Consider the following 17,955-nt stretch of genomic DNA (forward strand, 5'->3'; position numbering starts at 1 on the left):
ACGGGCGCATGCCGCTCATGGCCGGCAACTGGAAGATGAACCTCAACCACCTTGAGGCCATCGCCTTGGTGCAGAAGCTCGCCTTCGCCCTGGACGACAAGGACTTCGACAAGGTCGAGGTGGCCGTCCTGCCGCCGTTCACCGACCTGCGCTCGGTGCAGACCCTGGTCGACGGCGACAGGCTGCGCATCGCGTACGGCGCCCAGGACGTCTCCCAGCACACGTCCGGCGCGTACACCGGTGAGATCTCCGGCACCATGCTCGCCAAGCTCAAGTGCACGTACGTCACGATCGGGCACTCCGAGCGCCGGCACTACCACAACGAGACCGACGAGGTCGTGAACGCCAAGGTCAAGGCGGCGTACGCGAACAACCTCACGCCGATCCTGTGCGTCGGCGAGGCCCTCAGCGTGCGCAAGGCCGGCGAGCAGGTCGCGCACTGCCTCACCCAGCTCAGTGGCGCGCTCAAGGGCGTCACCGCCGCGCAGGCCGCGACCGTCGTCGTCGCCTACGAGCCGGTGTGGGCCATCGGGACCGGCGAGACCGCCACCCCCGAGGACGCCCAGGAGGTCTGCTCGGCCCTGCGCGGCGAACTGGCGAAGCTGTACGACCAGGAGCTCGCCGACAAGGTGCGGGTCCTGTACGGCGGCTCGGTCAAGTCCTCGAACGTGGCCGGGATCATGTCCCAGACCGACGTCGACGGCGCGCTCGTCGGCGGCGCGAGCCTGGAGGCCCAGGAGTTCGCCAAGCTGGTGCGCTACCGCGACCAGGCTGTTTCTGCTGAGGCTGCGGGCTCCAAGCGCTGAGGCCGCGGGCTCCAAGCGCTGAGGGCTCCCGCTCCGCGCCCGGGCACGCCGCGCGGCCCTCGCCGTGCGTGCCCGTCCGGGATCTTCGTACGAATCGGGTACGGAGTTCCCGGTGAAACCCGAGTACCCTGTCGGGGGCCAGGAACGATCCTGGCCCCCGCGTGTTTCTCTGAAGGAGTTGGGCCCGGCCGTGGTCACCGGTTTCTCGATCGCTCTGATCGTCTTCAGCCTGCTCATGATTCTGCTCGTGCTGTTGCACAAGGGGAAGGGCGGTGGCCTCTCCGACATGTTCGGCGGCGGCATGTCCTCGAACCTGGGCGGTTCCTCCGTCGTGGAGAAGAACCTCGACCGCATCACTCAGGTGGTCGGTATCCTCTGGTTCGTCACCATTGTGATCCTCGGGCTGCTCATGAAGGGCAGCAACTGACCGCTTCCTGACGTATCGTCGGGAAAACAAGGCGCACAGTGGATGCCACGCCCCAAGCGGTCCGTGGGATACGGACGAACCGCGCGGAGTGTGGCTCCGCGAAAAAATGTGAGCAGCGTTCACCCCTACCTCGGGTGGACGTACACTGGACGCCTTACCGCGCAACGGGGGCGCCCAGGCGCTATAACGCAGCACCGAATACAGGGGAGTGCACAACCGTGGCAAGTGGCAACGCCATCCGTGGGAGCCGCGTCGGCGCCGGTCCGATGGGGGAGGCCGAGCGCGGCGAGGCGGCTCCGCGACTGCGGGTCTCCTTCTGGTGTGCGAACCACCACCAGACCCAGCCGAGCTTCGCGTCCGACGCACAGATCCCGGAGACCTGGGACTGCCCGCGCTGCGGGCTCCCGGCCGGACAGGACAAGGACTGCCCGCCGGCGGCGCCTCGTACGGAACCGTACAAGACGCACCTGGCCTATGTCCGTGAGCGGCGCAGCGACGCCGACGGCGAGGCGATCCTCGCTGAGGCGCTCGCCAAGCTCCGAGGCGAGATCTGACGGTGTAGAGCAGAGTGTGACCTGGAGGGCGCGACCACATCAGTGGTCGCGCCCTTCAGCGTTCCCGTGCTCGTCCTCTGTGCCGCACGACATCCGTGCGGGCGAACTTTCCATGTCATATGCGCTAAATGTCTGAATTTTTACGGCACTTCGATGATCCTGTCGGGGACACAGAACCCGTGTCCTTCGAATCAGGAGTACGGCATGCACCCCGTCGGACGCACCACCGCCACCGCCCTGCTCACCCTGGCCGCCGCCGTGGCCCTCGGCACCGGCACCGCCGCGCACGCGGCCCCGGCGGAGGACCCGCGCCCGGCACTCTCCGTCAAAGTGGACGACAACACGGAAAAAGCCGAAGCCGGTACGGAGCACACCTACACCGCCAAGCTGCGCAACTTCGACGCCGTCGAACACCGCGGTCTGGTGCTGAGCCAGTCCCTGCCGGGCGGGGCGACCGTGGCCGGGGCCTCCGACGGGGGAAGGACCGACGCGACCGGACAGGTGGTCTGGTCGGTGGACGTGCCCGCGGGGCAGGAGGCCGTCCGGACCCTCACGGTGAAACTCGCCGGGCTGCCGGCCGGGCGCGGCATCGTGAGCATGGCGTGCGCGCGCCGTACGGCCGACACGACGCCGGTGGTGTGTTCCACGGACATTGACAACGTGACGTCCCACACTGCGGCGTCGGCCGCCGGTTTCGGCGGCCCCGGGACGTACGCGGGGTCAGCCGTCGGCGTCGCCGTGGTCGGGGGAGGCGCGTGGTGGCTGTCCCGCCGCCGCCGGACCGCCGCCGCGGGCAGCGCTGTCCCTTCGGACCTGGCTGTTCCCCCGGAGCAGAAGGAGGCGTGACCGGCCGACGCCGGAACGACCGTTCCCGACCGGCGGCGCCGGGCCGCCGCTCCGCTCCTACTGACCGGCGGGCAGTGACCGGGGCCGGCGCACAGGGGCACCGCCCATCCCGGCTGCCGCCGCCGCGGCCGCCGAGGACAGCGCGTCGGGGCGCCGGGGCCCGGCGGGGGCTCCGGGCGCGCGGGTGGGCTGCGGGGTCCAGGAGGCCTGCGGTGACCGGGTGACCTGCGCGGGCAGCAGCCGGCGCTCCAACCACGCGGGGAAATCCTCCCCGGTCGCGGCGGTCCACCGGTGCCGGACACCGTCCGGGTCGGTCCGCAGCGCCCGCTCCAGGGCGTCGGAGGCCAGGCCGGTCGCCCGGTCGTACCCGATCGCGGCACCGGCGCGCAGCGCGGCGGCCAGCGCCGGGACCGCGTCCGCCGGCCGCCCGGCGGCCACCAGGACCGTTCCGTACAGCGCGTAGGTCATCGCCACTTCGGGCCGTTTGGCCTGCGCCGGATCGGCCCGCAGCCGCCGGGCCCGCAGCCGCACGGCCTCTTCGAGGGCTTCGACCGCGTCAGCCCGCCGCCCCGCACCGCCCAGGAGCACTCCGTACGCCTGGAGGACGCCGGCCAGGGCGTCCTGGGTGGCGTTGCCGTCAGACCGCTCCATGGCCTCGCGGCGCAGCCGCACCGCCCGGCGGGCGGTCTCGGCGGCCTCGATGGCCCGCCCCAGGCGGGTCAGCACGGTGGCGTGCCGCAGCAGCACACCCGGCAGCGAGTCGTGGGCCGGGCGGGCGGCGCCGAGCAGCCGCTCCGCCTCAGTGAACGCGGCCAGGGACTCCTCGGTCCGGCCGAAGGCGGCGAGCCGGCCCGCGCAGTCGTCGAGCGCGCCCGCCAGGCCGAGCCGGTACAGCTGCGGTGCCCGGGACGCCAGCGAACGGTGCACCTGCACCGACTCCCTGACGAGGGTGAGCGCGCGCTCGTCCTCACCGACGTCGGCCGACCGCGCGCCGGTCTCCCGCAGGGTCACCGCGAGCAGCGGCCGGTGCCGCACGTGGTCGGCGGCGGCGAGGCGGCGGGCGCGGCGCAGCGCGTTGTCGGCGATCCGCACCGCGTCCGGCGCGAGGCCGCACCGGGACAGCACGGCGGCGAGCTGGGACAGCGCCTCGACCAGCGCTCCGCCGAAGACGTCGGGCTGCACATCGGCGAGACCGCCGAGGATGCGTACAGCGGCTCTGGCCGGGGCTGCGGCGTCCTCGTCGCGGCCCTGCGCCGAGAGCTGCCGGGCCCTGGCCACCAGCATCGCCGCCCGGGACGCGGCCTCGGGGCCGTGGTGCGGCCGGTCTGCCGGGGAAGCCGATTCGGCGGCGGGGGCCTGGCGTGGTGCGGGCACTGCGGACGTAGTGGAGTACGCGGGCAGTGCGTATGCGGGCTCGATGGGGACCTCCTCGGGGCGGCTCCCGTCGGGAGCCGGTGTCTCCTGTGCGGTGCCGGACGGTTCCCCTGGCCGGTCCAAGGCACCGTCGGGTGCGTACGGGGCCGGTGAGTGCTCCCGCTGCGGTGCTCCTGCGCCCCCCGCGTCGGCGTACGCCGCCGGGAGTGTCGGGCCGTCCATACCCCCACCGGGCACGGCTACGCCGTTTCTGCGCCGGAAATCGCGCAGGTGGCGTTCATGCCGCCGGTGCCATCGGAAGAGCAACCTTCCCCACCCCGCCCCGCGCCGATCCCGTTGTCCTGTCCATCACCGTGATGTTGTGGCCTGTCGGTTACTCCGACCGGGTGTCACCGCTGGGACGCTACCGCGCCCGGCGCACCTGTGTGACGGGACACGCACGGAACCGGCCAACCTGGCGCGCGCTCCGCATGCGGCCGTGGACCGCGCCAGGGGTCTGGCCCTGCGCGAACCCGGCGGAGGGCCTCGTCCCCTACGGCTTGCCGCGGCTGCCGGGCTCCGCCCGGAAAAGACCGGACCCGGCCGGCCCCCGCACGGGGCAGGCCGGGTCCGGTTCATGACTGCACGTCACCTACGGTGAGGCGATCCTGTTCAGCCCCGGCGGCAACTGCGCCGACGCGGCCTTGTCCAGCAGCCACAGCGTGCCGCGCTGCCCGTACGCCCCGGCGGCGGGGACCTGAACCTCGCCGCCGCCTTCGAGGCCGAGCCGTACGGCCTGGGCCTTGTCGGCCCCGGCGGCCAGGAGCCACACCTGCGCGGCGGTGCGGATCGCCGGCAGGGTCAGGGTGATCCGGGTCGGCGGCGGCTTGGGCGCGTTGTGCACACCCACCACCGTCCGCCCGGTCTCCCGGACGGCCGCCAGCTCGGGGAACAGTGAGGCCACGTGAGTGTCAGGGCCGACGCCGAACAACGCCACGTCGAACACCGGGACTTCGACACCGCCGCGCTGCGACGGGGTGAACTCCCCGGCGGCCTTGGCCAGTTCGGTCGCGTAGCGGCGGGCCGCCGCCTCCACGTCGGCCCCGTCGGGGCCGTCCGAAGCCGGCATCGCGTGCACCAGCTCCGGGTTCAGCGGCAGCCCGTCGAGCACCGCCTCCCTGGCCTGCGTCTCGTTGCGGTCCGGGTCACCGGACGGCAGGAAACGCTCGTCGCCCCACCAGATGTGCAGCCGCGACCAGTCGATCGTGTTGCGGCCCGTCCCGGTGCCGAGCGTGCGAAGCAGCGCGTTGCCGTTGCGTCCACCCGTCAGCACCACGTGGGCACTTCCCCGATCGGCCTGCGCCTGCGCGAGGGTGACCACCAGACGGTCGGCGGCGGCCTGGGCGACCTCCTGCGTCGTAGCGTGCACGAGCACGCCCGGCTCCCGGGTCACGCGCCGGAACCCTTGGACTTCGCGCCCTTGACAGCCTTGGCGGCCTTGCCGTTCTTGGCCGGTTTCGCCGCCTTGGCGGGCTTGGCTCCGGCGGTGGCGGATTTCGCCGACCCGGCCCCGGCCGCCGCCGGCTTCGCCCGGGCCGCCTTTGCCGGAGCCTTCGCGGTGCCCGCGGCCTTCGCCGCGGGAGCCTTGACCGGTGCCGTACGGGATCCAGCCGCCCTGGTGGCGGTGGCCCTCTTGGCCACCGGAGCCTTGGTCGCCACAGCCTTCGCCGCCGGCTGTTCCGCCACCGGCTCCGGCTCCTCCACCACGGGCTGGTCCACAAATGGCCGCGGTGCGTGCGTGGACGGCGCCGCGGACACGACGTTCTGCCGCTCCGCCCGCGTCTGCACCGCGTTCGACGCGAACTCCTCAAACTGGTCGGACTCCTTGGCGGCCCGGGTGAGCACCGCTTCGTAGATGTCGTCCGGGTCCAGGCGGCGCAGTTCCTCGGCGAGCAGGTCCGGCGTGCCCCGGCGGCGCAGCGCGACCGTGCGGTCGGGCTGCCCCGGTACGGAGTACGTCGCCAGCATCGCGTCGGGGCGCGAAATGATGATGTCGCCGTCGTGTGTGGTGATCCGTACCGAAGTCATGCCAGGACCCTCGGAGACGGTCCGGCGCACCGGCACGTCGAGGCGGTCGGTCAGCCACAGGGCGGTCAGCTCGGCCGTCGGGTTGCCCGGCTTGGCCTCGACCTCGGCGCCGGTGATGGTGCTGTAGCGCTGGTCGAGCGCGGCGGCCAGGAGACTGCGCCACGGGGTGCTGCGGGTCCACGCCAGGTCGGTGTCACCGGGGGTGTAGCCCGCGGCGGCCACCGCGATGGCGTCGGCGCGGCGCGGCGGGGACACCATGTCGGTGATCCTGCGCTGCGCCAGGGCGCCCAGCGGGTCCTTGCCGGGCACTTCGGGGCCGCTGCCGGGCCACCACACGACGACGGGCGCGTCGGGCAGCAGGAGGGGCAGCACGACGGCCTCGGGGTGCAGGGAAAGCTCGCCGTGCAGCCGGAGCAGCACGGTCTCGCCCACGCCGTTGCTCTCGCCGACGCGGACTTCGGCGTCCAGGCGCGGGTCGATGCCCTCGCCGCTGTGCCGCGGGATGACCACCAGGATGCGCGACGGGTGTTCGAGGGAGGCCTGGACGGCCGCCTTCATCGCGTCGTACTGGTGGGTCTCGTCGGTCACGACGACCAGCGTCAGGACCATCCCCAGGGTGGGGGAGCCCATCTTCCGGCGGGCCTGGACCAGCGCAGCGTTGATCTTGCTGGACTTGGTGTCGGTCAGATCGATCATCATGGGCGGCGCCAGCTCCGTCCGGTCCTTGCGAGCATTTCGTCAGCGGCCGGGGGGCCCCACGTGCCGGAGGTGTACGGCTCCGGGGTGCCGTGCGCGGTCCAGTGCGCCTCGATCGGGTCGAGGATCTTCCACGACTCCTCCACCTCCTCGTAGCGCGGGAACAGCGGCGCGTCGCCGAGCAGTACGTCGAGGATGAGCCGTTCGTACGCCTCGGGGGAGGACTCGGTGAAGGACTGCCCGTAGGCGAAGTCCATGTTGACGTCCCGGACCTCCATCGAGCTGCCCGGCACCTTCGAGCCGAACCGTACGGTGATCCCTTCGTCCGGCTGTACCCGGATGACCAGGGCGTTCTGCCCCAGCTCCTCGGTCGCGGTCGCGTCGAAGGGCAGGTAGGGCGCGCGCTGGAACACCACGGCGATCTCGGTCACCCGGCGGCCCAGGCGCTTGCCCGCCCGCAGGTAGAACGGCACGCCGGCCCAGCGCCGGTTGTCGATGCCCAGGGTGATCGCGGAGTACGTGTCGGTCCTGGAGTCGGCGGGGATGCCGTCCTCCTCCAGGTAGCCGCGCACTTCCTCGCCGCCCTGCCACCCGGAGGTGTACTGGCCGCGCACGGTGTCGCGCCCCAGGTCCTCGGGCAGTTTGACCGAAGACAGCACCTTCAGCTTCTCGGCGACCAGGGACTCGGCGGCGAACGACACCGGCTCCTCCATCGCGGTCAGCGCGAGCAGCTGGAGCAGGTGGTTCTGGATGACGTCGCGCGCCGAACCGATGCCGTCGTAGTAGCCGGCCCGGCCGCCGATGCCGATGTCCTCGGCCATGGTGATCTGCACGTGGTCGACGTACGACCGGTTCCACAACGGCTCGAACATGGTGTTCGCGAAGCGCAGCGCCAGGATGTTCTGGACCGTCTCCTTGCCGAGGTAGTGGTCGATCCTGAAGACCGCCTCGGGCGGGAACACATCGTCGACGACCCGGTTCAGCTCACGGGCCGACTCCAGGTCGTGGCCGAACGGCTTCTCGATGACGGCCCGCCGCCAGGAGTCCGCGTTGGGCGCCTCGGCCAGGCCGTGGTCCTTGAGCTGCTTGACGACCGTCGGGAAGAAGCGCGGCGGCACCGACAGGTAGAACGCCATGTTCCCCTGCGTGCCCTGCTTCTCCTCCAGCTCCTTGACGGTGCGCTGGAGTTCCTCGAAGGCCTTGTCGTCGTCGAAGTCGCCGGCGACGAAGCGGAAGCCCTCGGACAGCTGCCGCCAGACCTCTTCCCGGAAGGGGGTGCGCGCGTGGGCCTTGACGGCCTCGTACACCTCCTGGGCGAAGTCCTGCTGCTCCCAGTCGCGGCGGGCGAAGCCCACCAGCGCGAAACCGGGCGGCAGGAGACCGCGGTTGGCCAGGTCGTACACCGCCGGCATCAGCTTCTTGCGCGACAGGTCGCCGGTCACCCCGAAGATCACCAGGCCGCAGGGCCCCGCGATCCTGGGCAGCCGGCGGTCCTGCGGGTCGCGCAGCGGATTGTCGGGCCACGTGGGCGCCGTCATGCACCGGCCTCCAGATCCTTTGTTGTGGAACCAGTCCTGATTTTGGTGTTCTCGGGGTCGACGGCCCGCGCGGCGGCGAGCAGTTGCCGCACACCCGCCGGACGGTCCGTCAGGTGCAGTCGCAGCGCCGGCAGGTTCCGCGACGTCAGCGCGGAGAAGTCGCCGAGCGCCTGCGCCAGTTGGAGCTTGCCGAAGGTGTACGGCTTGCCGGGGACGTCCAGGTCGTCCTCGGTCACGCCGGTGAGCTGCAGGAAGACCCCGATGTGCGGGCCGCCCTTGTGGAACTGGCCGGTGGAGTGCAGGAAGCGCGGACCCCAGCCGAAGGTGACCTGGTTGTGTGTCCTGTGCAGGGCCCGCGCGAGCTCGGAGCGCACCACGGCGGCCGACGCGTCGGCGAACCGGTCGAGGTACGCCATGACCGCCACGTAGCCGTGCTCCGGCAGCGCGCCGAGCAGTGCGTGCAGGGCACCCTTGAGGTCGGTGGCCCCGCCCAGGAGGGCGGCGTCGCCGTAGACCTCGACGGCCCCGTCGGTGAACGCGGGGGCGGGCTCGTCCAGCGGCCCGTCGCCGGCGGCGTCCAGGATCGCGACCGTACTGTCCTTCGCCTCCTGGACGTTGGGCTGGTCGAACGGGTTGATGCCGAGGACCTTGCAGGCCACCGCGGTGGCGTACTCCCACAGCAGGAACTGCGCGCCCAGCGGCCCGGAGACCACGATGTCGGCGGAACCCGACCCGATGACCACGCGTACGGCGTCCGGACCCGCGTCGGTGAAGCCGTGCGCGTCCTGACCCTCGACGACGACGGGCAGGGCGCCCTTGCCCTCCTTACCGGTGGACTCGGCGATCAACTGCTCCGCCCAGTCACCGAACCCGGGGATGCCTGACCCACCGTCGGCGATGACGAGTTTGTCGCGGCCAGCCAGGGCGGCGGCGCCCATCGCGGCGCCCAGGAGCAGACCCGGGTTGTCCTCGGCCCCGGCCAGCGACGGCATGAGCGCCGCTGCGTCGTCGAGCAGCCGCACCACGTCGACACCCGCGAGCGCCGAGGGGACCAGGCCGAACGCGGTCAGCGCGGAATAGCGCCCGCCGACGTTCGGGTCGGCCAGGACGACGGTGTAACCGGCACTGCGCGCGGTGCGCTCAAGCGGCGAACCCGGATCGGTGACGACCACGATGCGCTCGGCGATGTCACTGTTCGTCAGTCCGGCGTCGTGGAACGCCATCTCGAACGCGCGGCGGTGTGCGTCGGTCTCGGCGGTGCCGCCGGACTTGGACGAGATGACCACGACGGTCTGTTCGAGGCGGTCGCCGAGGACTTCGGCGACCTGCTGCGGGTCGGTGGTGTCCAGCACGGTCAGCTCGACGTTGTACGTCGCCGCGATGACCTCGGGGGCGAGCGAGGAACCGCCCATCCCGCCCAGGACCACATGGGTGAGACCGGCCGACCGCACGCGTTCACGCAGTTCGGTGAGCTGCGGCAGCAGTGCCCGGGATGTTTTGGGGAGATCGGCCCAGCCGAGGCGGACCGACGCCTCGGGTTCGGCGTCGTGCCCCCACAGGGACGCGTCGGAGGCAGCGAGCCGGGAGGGGACCTTCTCGTTGACATTGGTGGTGACGACTTCGGTGACACCTGCGGCCTGGACGAGATCACCGGACACGGTGACCTCCACGCCGCCGGTGGATACGCGCGCTTCGCTTGCGTTAGCCACGGGCGCTCAGCCCTCCAAAAATGAGTGGATTGGGAGTCGCTGAAAATCATGCCCTGATTGCGTGTTTTATGCCGGGTGGCATGGCCAGACCTTCTAACCGCGGTCTGACCGTTACGTCTGTCGAGGGAGACAGCCGGTCGTACGGGGTGGAACCGGGCGGGCCCACTCTACGAGGGGACCCGCCCAGCCTCCCACGGGATTAAGCCTTGCGGAGCTTGTCCAGCTCACCCTGCACGGAGGAGAGCAGGTCGTTCCACGCGGACTCGAACTTCGACACGCCCTCGTCCTCGAGGAGCTGGACGACGTCGTCGTACGAGATTCCGACAGCCTCAAGCGCGGCCAGGTCGGCCCGCGCCTGGTCGTAGGTGCCCCGGATCGTGTCACCGGTGATCTGACCGTGGTCGGCGACCGCGTTCAGCGTGGCCTCCGGCATGGTGTTCACCGTGCCGGCGACGACGAGGTCGTCGACGTAAAGGGTGTCCTTGTACGCCGGGTCCTTGACGCCGGTCGACGCCCACAGCGGACGCTGCGGGTTCGCACCGGCGGCGGCCAGGGCCTTCCAGCGGTCCGACGCGGTGACTTCTTCGAACGCCTCGTAGGCCAGGCGGGCGTTGGCCACGGCGGCCTTGCCGCGCAGCGCCTTCGCGGCGTCCGTGCCGATCTTGTCGAGCCGCTTGTCGATCTCGGTGTCCACCCGGGACACGAAGAAGGACGCGACCGACTCGATCTCCGACAGGTCGCCACCGGCCGCCTGCACGGTCTCAAGACCGGTCAGGTAGGCGTCCATGACGGCCTTGTAGCGCTCCAGGGAGAAGATCAGCGTGACGTTGACGCTGATGCCCTCGCCGGTCACGGTGGCGATCGCCGGCAGGCCGGCCTTCGTCGCCGGGATCTTGATGAGCGTGTTGGGGCGGTCCACCAGCCAGGCGAGCTGGCGGGCCTCGGCCACGGTCGGCTCGGTCTTGTGGGCGAGGCGGGGGTCCACCTCGATGGAGACGCGGCCGTCCGTGCCGTCCGACTTGTCGAACACCGGGCGCATGACGTCGCACGCGCGGCGGACGTCCGCCACGGTGATCATCCGTACGGCTTCCTCGACGGTGACCCCGCGGACCGCGAGGTCGCGCACCTGCGCGTCGTATCCGTGGCCCTTGGTGATGGCGGCCTGGAAGATCGACGGGTTGGTGGTGACACCGACGACCGACTTGGTGTCGATCAGTTCCTGCAGGTTGCCGGTGTCGAGCCGCTCACGGCTGAGGTCGTCGAGCCAGACGGCCACACCCGCGGCGGAGAGCTTCTTCAGGTTCTCGCTCATAGCCTTCTTAACTCCTCGGTGTGTCAGGTACGGGCGGCGGCGAGGGATTCCCGGGCCGCCAGGACGACGGCTTCCCGGGTCAGCCCGAACTCGGCGTACAGGACCTGGTAGTCGGCCGACGCGCCGTAGTGGTCCAGCGACACGATCCGGCCGTTGTCGCCGACGATCTCGCGCCAGCCCAGGGCGATGCCGGCCTCGACCGACACGCGCGCCCTGACCGACGGCGGGAAGACCTCGTCGCGGTAGGACTGCTCCTGGTCGTTGAACCACTCGACGCACGGCAGCGACACCACGCGGGTGGGGATGCCTTCGGCTTCCAGCACCTCACGGGCGGCGACCGCGATCTGCACCTCGGAGCCGGTGCCGACGAGGATGAGCTCCGGCGTGCCGGTGGACGCCTCGGCGAGCACATAGCCGCCGCGGGCGGTGCCCTCGGCCGGGCCGTAGACCGTACGGTCGAACGTCGGGACGTCCTGACGGGTCAGCAGCAGGCCGTGCGGGCGGTCGGTGCGCTCGAGCACCGTGCGCCAGGCGACGGCGGTCTCGTTGGCGTCCGCCGGGCGGACGACGTCCAGGCCCGGGATGGCGCGCAGCGCGGCGATGTGCTCGACCGGCTGGTGCGTCGGGCCGTCCTCGCCCAGGCCGATGGAGTCGTGCGTCCACACGTACGTGGTCGGCAGACCCATCAGCGCGGCGAGCCGGACGGCCGGGCGCATGTAGTCGGAGAACACCAGGAAGGTGCCGCCGAACACGCGGGTGCCGCCGTGCAGCGCGATGCCGTTCATGGTCGAACCCATGGCGTGCTCGCGGATGCCGAAGTGGATCGTGCGGCCGTACGGGTTCGCGCCCGGAAGGTGGTTGCCGACCGGAAGGAACGACGAGGCCTCGTCGATGGTCGTCAGGTTCGACTCGGCCAGGTCGGCCGAACCGCCCCACAGCTCCGGGATGACCGGGCCGAGGGCCTGCAGGATCTTGCCGGACGCCTTGCGCGTGGCCATCTTGCCGGCCTCGAAGACCGGGATGGACTTCTCCCAGCCGTCGGGCAGCTGCCGCTTGGCGATCCGGGCGTGCTCGGCGGCGCGCCCGGGGTTCGCCTGGGCCCAGACGTCGTACGCCTTGTCCCACGCGGCGTGCGCGTCCCGGCCGCGGTCGACGACCTTGCGGGCGTGCGCGAGAGTGTCGTCGGCGACGTCGAAGTGCTTCTCCGGGTCGAAGCCCAGGATCGTCTTCGTCGCGGCGACCTCCTCGGCGCCGAGCGCCGAACCGTGCGACTTGCCGGTGTTCTGCGCGTTCGGCGCGGGCCACGCGATGATGGTGCGCATCGCGATCATCGTCGGGCGGCCGGTCTCGGCCCGGCCCGCGGCGAGCGCGGCGTGCAGTGCCTCGACGTCGATGTTGCCGTCGGCCCTGGGCTCGACGCGCAGGGTGTGCCAGCCGTACGCGGCGTAGCGGCCCAGGACGTCCTCGGAGAACGCGGTCTGCGTGTCGCCCTCGATCGAGATGTGGTTGTCGTCGTACACACAGATCAGGTTGCCGAGCTTCTGGTGGCCCGCGAGGGACGACGCCTCAGCCGAGACACCCTCCTCCAGGTCACCGTCGGACACGATCGCCCAGATGTGGTGGTCGAACGGCGACTGCCCGGCAGCGGCCTCCGGGTCGAACAGGCCGCGCTCGTAGCGGGCGGCCATGGCCATGCCCACCGCGTTGGCGACACCCTGGCCCAGCGGGCCAGTCGTCGTCTCGACGCCGGTGGTGTGGCCGTGCTCCGGGTGGCCCGGAGTGCGCGAGCCCCACGTCCGGAACGACTTCAGGTCGTCCAGTGTCAGGCCGTAGCCCGACAGGTAGAGCTGCGAGTACAGCGTCAGGCTGGTGTGCCCGGGGGACAGTACGAAGCGGTCCCGGCCGGACCAGTCCGCGTCCGTCGGGTCGTGCCGCAGGAACTTCTGCCAGATCAGGTATGCGGCAGGCGCGAGGCTCATCGCCGTTCCAGGGTGGCCGTTGCCGACCTTCTGAACGGCGTCCATCGCGAGGACGCGGAGTGTGTCTACGGCCTTGGTGTCAAGGTCCGTCCACTCCAGAGTGCTGGTGTCGGTGGTCGGCGTGGTGCTCACCCTTGTCAGGGCTCCTTCCGGGGTCATTCCGGGTTCACGGCCGGAGAATGCGGGGACGGCGACGGGAATCACCACCCGCTTCCGGCTCGTCTGGCACGCCTCCGACCCTACCGGTGGGCCGGACCGCGCACGCGTTCAGGACAACGAGCGGGACGACGGCTGGATTCCCGGCGCGGTCGCGGACCCGGCAGGCGGTGCTTCAGGACCGGCACCGCCTGTCGCGGCGCCGACCCGCGATTACCCCTTTGCGCGCACGGCACACGCCCGGCACACGAGTGGGGCACCACCGACGGCCCAGCGGACCGGCCCCCTGCAACGTCCGTCCCCTGGCGAGGGACTACAGTTTGCTGGTAGTGGGTCCGCTTCCGGATCCACCCGTTGCCGAAATTTCTAGTCGATGAGAACCGGTGTCCGCGACTCCCGTACGGGACGACGCACGCGGCCCGACCGGTCGAATCCGCGCATGATGGGGTGTTCGTGACAGCCGTCGAATCCCGACCCGGCGGGAGCACGGGGACAAACCCCGGTCGCCCGCAGGACGCTGGACAGGTTCCACCGACGGTCCACACCTCCGTGGGGACGCGAATCGGGGCGTACGTCGCCCTCACCAAACCGCGCATCATCGAACTGTTGCTCGTCAGCACCGTCCCGGTGATGTTCCTGGCCCAGGACGGTGTGCCCAACGGCTGGCTGATCCTGTCCGTGGTGTTCGCCGGTTACCTGTCCGCGGGCAGCGCCAACGCGTTCAACATGTACATCGACCGCGACATCGACGCGCTGATGCAGCGCACCGAGCGGCGTCCCCTGGTCACCGGCGTCCTCACCCCCCGCCAGGCCCTGGTGTTCGCCTGGGCGCTCGGGGCCGTCTCCACCGCGTGGTTCGCCCTGCTGGTCAACCCGCTGTCCGCGGTGCTGTCGGTCTTCGCGATCTTCTACTACGTCGTGGTCTACACGATGATCCTGAAGCGCCGCACGCCGCAGAACATCGTGTGGGGCGGCATCGCCGGCTGCATGCAGGTCCTGATCGGCTGGTCGGCGGTCACCAACTCGCTCGGCTGGGCGCCGTTCATCCTGTTCCTTGTCATCTTCTTCTGGACGCCGCCGCACTACTGGCCGCTGTCGATGAAGTACGAGAAGGACTACGCCGCCGCCTCGATCCCGATGCTCCCGGTCGTCGCCTCCAACAAGGTCGTGGCCCGCCAGATCGTGGCCTACAGCTACGTCATGGTGGCCGTGTCGCTGCTCCTGTGGCCGCTCGCGCACACCAGCTGGCTCTACCCCGTGGTGGCCGGCGTCCTCGGCGTCGTCTGGCTCCGGGAGGCCCACCGCCTCCAGGGCAACGCCAAACGGCAGGCCCGCGCACTGGAGCTGGACCCCGCCGACCTGGTCGCCGTCAAGCTCGGCGAGATGCGGCTGTTCCACTGGTCCATCACCTACCTGACGCTGCTTTTTGTGGCGATCGCGGTGGACCCGTTCATCCCGTCCTGACGCGATAGCACGTTGTACGGAGGGCTCCCGGAGAACCGGGGGCCCTCTTTTCGGGAAAACAGGAAAAGAATCGCCACACGTATTACAGCTGCGGATCTTAAGCGAGCACTCTTCCAGGTGTTTGTTTGGATCCGGCTTGGGCCAGGGCGGAAACGGAACGGTCCGCCGCTACTACTGCGGTTCGCGTGACATCGCCAGGGCGGGCTCGTTGACCGGGCATGATGACAGATGTGCTCGATGAGGAAATATCCGCGCTGGAACAGGAGTTGGAGACCTTCACCCGAAGCGTCGACCACCTGTTCACCCGCCCCGAACCCCGGGTGGTGTTCACCGACCTGATCCGCGGACTGCTGTCCGACCTGCCGCGCAAGAACGGCTGGACCATCGCCGAGCGGGCGGGCCACGGACACCCCGGCCGTATCCAGACCTTCCTGTGCCGGGGCGCGTGGAGTGCCGACGCTCTGGAGGCCGCCGTCCGCGACAAGGTCGTCGCCGCGCTCGGCACCCCGGACGGGGTGCTGATCGTCGACGACACCCAGATGATCAAAAAGGGGCGGATGTCCGTCGGCGTCGCCCCCCAGCACTGCGGCTCCACCAACCAGACGGAGAACTGCCAGGTCGCGGTCATGCTGTCCTACGCCTCCGCCCGAGGCCACGGCTTCATCGGCCACCGCCTGTACCTGCCCCGGCGCTGGACCGACGACCCGGAGCGTTGCCGGCGGGCCGGTGTCCCCGACACGGTCGGCTTCGCCACCAAACCGGCCCAGGCCATTGAACTGATCGCCGAGGCCGTCGAAGCGAACGTGCCCTTCGGATGGGTCGCGATGGACGGCGGCTACGGCCAGTACGCCCTGGTCAGACATTTCCTGCGGGACCGGTCCTTGCGGTATGTCACCGCGGTGCCGTCCAGCCTGGCCCTGACGGTCCTGCCCGGCGACACCTCGGCCGGACAGCGTGATGTGCGACGGGCCGATGATCTGCTCCCCCGTATCGCGGCGGACCGTTGGGAACGCCGGTCCTGTGGGGACGGGACCAAAGGCGCGCGGTTCTATGACTGGGCGATGGTCGAGGTGGACGTTAAGGACGGACCTCCCGCCGCCGGGTTCGCGCACACCCTGCTGATCCGGCGTTCGGTCGGTCGGCCCGAGGAGGTCACCTACTTCCTGGTACACGCCCCGGTGGCGACGACGTTGGCGGTGATGGTGGCGTGCGCGGGACTTCGGTGGAAGATCGAAGAGGACAATCGGCACGGGAAACAGCTGGTGGGGCTGGACGACTATCAGGTGCGGACCTGGACGGCCTGGCATCACCAGGTCGCGGCGTGCGTGTTCGCCCACGCGTTTTTGGTCCTGGCCCGGGCGGGTGTCGCCGCCGCGTGCGGGACACCGTCGTGTGAGCTTGTTCCCGAAGCCGAAGCCGAAGCCGAAGCCGCGAGGAACAGGGCGTCGGAGGGAAAAGCCCTGACCCGGGACCTACCCGGTCCACCCGGGACAGCGTCGGCTGGCTCAGTCTGATCACCGTGGACGAGGTCCACCGGCTTCTGTCCGCCCTCGTCCTGCGGATCGACCACGGACGACAGTATGTTCTGCGCTGGGTTCAGTGGCGGTTCACCCACAAGATGCGCGCCCAACTGAGTTCCTACCGACGCCGAGGCGACCCACTTCCCGAACATTTGCGCGACTGGCAACGAGCCGAACAAGAACCGCAGCTGTAATACTGGTCGGCACTCCCACTGAACTCGTCGACGGCGAGGGGGAGGTGGCGTGGCATCGCCGGGCAAGTTTGTGGGGGACATCGGTAGGGTCGACTACCGGCGACGGCCTGGACTGTCTGCTGGGATTCCCCGGCCAGTACCGGGACGACGAGACAGGCTGGCACTACAACCTGTTCCGGTACTACGTGCCGGAGGCCGGTGCGTATGCCGGACCCGACCCGTTGGGTCTCGAGCCTGCCGGTAACCACTATTCGTACACTATCAATCCAAATATCTGGATTGACCCACTCGGTCTTGCTCCAAGTGGACCGAAGGACCCTGTAGGACTCGGTGGTGAATATACAGGACAGATGGACATATTTCCGATGGGGAAAGGCATGGATTTTGAAATTCACGTATACAAAAACGGGAGTGAGGTTGGGATTTATGGCAGCGATGGATGGTTCTCGAAGCATGGTTTGGGAGCTAATCCTCAAGTTCCCCAAAGTGTAGCGAACAGGCTCAAAGGCAAGGCGGTCGAGATTATGCGCAGTACTGGAAGGATTGGTCCGCTGGGAACCGAAGACATCGGTGGAGACAAGTGGCACCGGCCTCGCCTTGTTGGAGGTGGCTGCTAGTGGAGTTAGTTATTGTTGAGTGGCGTGATTCGGTACGGGGCTACTGGCTGGATCCGCGCCCGTACCTGAAAGAGTTGGCGATATTTCAAAAGCTCCTTCCGCCTGGTGCTGGATCGTTTGCTGCAGATCCAGGGCACTATGACTTTGGGAGTGAAAGGTGCATCAAAGATTTGGAGCTTAAATTTGCAACGCTCGCGAAACCGACGTCGAACGGAATGCGAATTTCATTTTCTGGAAATCATTGGAAACACTCCTTTGGGCTCGTGATAACATATTCTGAAGTGACTCATTTTTCGATCAATAAGGAAGTTGATTCTATTGAATATGGAGGGATTGATTCGATTTTGCTCGATGAAATTCTCCCCGCTTCTACGGGATGCACTCATGAGATTAAGCTAGTTAATTCCACAATCAAAGTCACATGCTCGGATCTTAGTGCCTCTTGGGAATAGCGAGATTTCGGTATTAATGAGAATGTAAGCAGCTGCTGACCTTTGTCTCCCTTCTTGACGTTCCATCAGTTTCTGATATATCCGAATTATGAGATCTGGACGTGGTGAGGGGCTACGCGTTTTTCGGACAGCAGGTTCATGGAGGGTTATTCAGAACGTCTTCGGTGAGGCGGCGACCATAGATCCTTGATCCGCGTAACGGAAGCGGCAACAGCCCCACACCTGCTACGACTTGAGTGTTGAG

At 69.3% G+C, this 17,955-nt stretch carries 14 protein-coding genes and 1 pseudogene; 8 read left to right on the top strand and 7 right to left on the bottom strand.

From position 1 onward, the window contains the following. Positions 1-8: 8 nt before the first annotated feature. The 4 genes from tpiA to AC0Z36_RS08270 all read left to right on the top strand — a co-directional run bounded on the left by tpiA (position 9) and on the right by AC0Z36_RS08270 (position 2,633). Positions 9-806, top strand: coding sequence for a triose-phosphate isomerase (gene tpiA / locus AC0Z36_RS08255; protein ID WP_485462080.1), 798 nt, complete (start codon positions 9-11; stop codon positions 804-806). Positions 807-996: 190 nt separating this feature from the next. Then, positions 997-1,233, top strand: a complete 237-nt coding sequence (gene secG, locus AC0Z36_RS08260; RefSeq protein ID WP_485462059.1) for a preprotein translocase subunit SecG — start codon at positions 997-999, stop codon at positions 1,231-1,233. 218 nt (positions 1,234-1,451) lie between these two features. Next, a complete protein-coding gene (locus AC0Z36_RS08265) occupies positions 1,452-1,787 on the top strand; it encodes an RNA polymerase-binding protein RbpA (RefSeq protein WP_485462060.1) in 336 nt (111 codons plus the stop codon). Between the two features lie 204 nt (positions 1,788-1,991). Then, positions 1,992-2,633: a hypothetical protein gene (locus AC0Z36_RS08270; protein ID WP_485462061.1), complete on the top strand. Its 642-nt coding sequence runs from the start codon at positions 1,992-1,994 to the stop codon at positions 2,631-2,633. Between the two features lie 57 nt (positions 2,634-2,690). Here AC0Z36_RS08270 and AC0Z36_RS08275 read toward each other — a convergent pair whose 3' ends face one another. The 7 genes and pseudogenes from AC0Z36_RS08275 to tkt all read right to left on the bottom strand — a co-directional run bounded on the left by AC0Z36_RS08275 (position 2,691) and on the right by tkt (position 13,440). Next, positions 2,691-4,229: a hypothetical protein gene (locus tag AC0Z36_RS08275; RefSeq protein ID WP_485462062.1), complete on the bottom strand. Its 1,539-nt coding sequence runs from the start codon at positions 4,227-4,229 to the stop codon at positions 2,691-2,693. A 409-nt stretch (positions 4,230-4,638) separates the two neighbouring features. Continuing rightward, positions 4,639-5,439: a 6-phosphogluconolactonase gene (pgl, locus tag AC0Z36_RS08280; protein ID WP_485462063.1), complete on the bottom strand. Its 801-nt coding sequence runs from the start codon at positions 5,437-5,439 to the stop codon at positions 4,639-4,641. Between the two features lie 209 nt (positions 5,440-5,648). Then, positions 5,649-6,773: pseudogene (locus AC0Z36_RS08285) on the bottom strand (glucose-6-phosphate dehydrogenase assembly protein OpcA); the annotation flags it as partial. Continuing rightward, the gene (gene zwf, locus AC0Z36_RS08290) at positions 6,770-8,308 is read right to left on the bottom strand and encodes a glucose-6-phosphate dehydrogenase (RefSeq protein ID WP_485462064.1); all 1,539 of its coding nucleotides are present in this window, start codon (positions 8,306-8,308) and stop codon (positions 6,770-6,772) included. The pseudogene AC0Z36_RS08285 and the gene zwf, both read right to left, overlap by 4 nt. Next, positions 8,305-10,017: a glucose-6-phosphate isomerase gene (locus AC0Z36_RS08295; protein ID WP_485462065.1), complete on the bottom strand. Its 1,713-nt coding sequence runs from the start codon at positions 10,015-10,017 to the stop codon at positions 8,305-8,307. The genes zwf and AC0Z36_RS08295 overlap by 4 nt, the downstream gene beginning before the upstream one ends. A gap of 199 nt (positions 10,018-10,216) precedes the next feature. Further along, positions 10,217-11,329 (bottom strand): transaldolase, encoded by a 1,113-nt coding sequence (gene tal / locus AC0Z36_RS08300; RefSeq protein ID WP_485462066.1) that lies wholly within the window; start codon positions 11,327-11,329, stop codon positions 10,217-10,219. A 23-nt stretch (positions 11,330-11,352) separates the two neighbouring features. Continuing rightward, a complete protein-coding gene (tkt, locus tag AC0Z36_RS08305; protein ID WP_485462067.1) occupies positions 11,353-13,440 on the bottom strand; it encodes a transketolase in 2,088 nt (695 codons plus the stop codon). A gap of 471 nt (positions 13,441-13,911) precedes the next feature. Between tkt and AC0Z36_RS08310 the strand changes: the two genes are divergently transcribed. From AC0Z36_RS08310 to AC0Z36_RS08325, 4 genes are all read left to right on the top strand, one after another. Then, complete coding sequence (locus AC0Z36_RS08310) at positions 13,912-14,928, top strand: heme o synthase (protein ID WP_485462068.1); 1,017 nt, start codon at positions 13,912-13,914, stop codon at positions 14,926-14,928. A 230-nt stretch (positions 14,929-15,158) separates the two neighbouring features. Further along, positions 15,159-16,442: an IS701 family transposase gene (locus AC0Z36_RS08315; protein ID WP_485462069.1), complete on the top strand. Its 1,284-nt coding sequence runs from the start codon at positions 15,159-15,161 to the stop codon at positions 16,440-16,442. A gap of 244 nt (positions 16,443-16,686) precedes the next feature. Next, positions 16,687-17,259 (top strand): RHS repeat-associated core domain-containing protein, encoded by a 573-nt coding sequence (locus tag AC0Z36_RS08320; RefSeq protein WP_485462070.1) that lies wholly within the window; start codon positions 16,687-16,689, stop codon positions 17,257-17,259. Continuing rightward, entirely contained in the window at positions 17,259-17,711 is a 453-nt protein-coding gene (locus AC0Z36_RS08325; protein ID WP_485462071.1) for a hypothetical protein, read from the top strand. Before AC0Z36_RS08320 ends, AC0Z36_RS08325 begins: the two co-directional genes overlap by 1 nt. Positions 17,712-17,955 lie beyond the last annotated feature (244 nt).

This window comes from Kitasatospora sp. UYEF31, assembly GCF_057291755.1.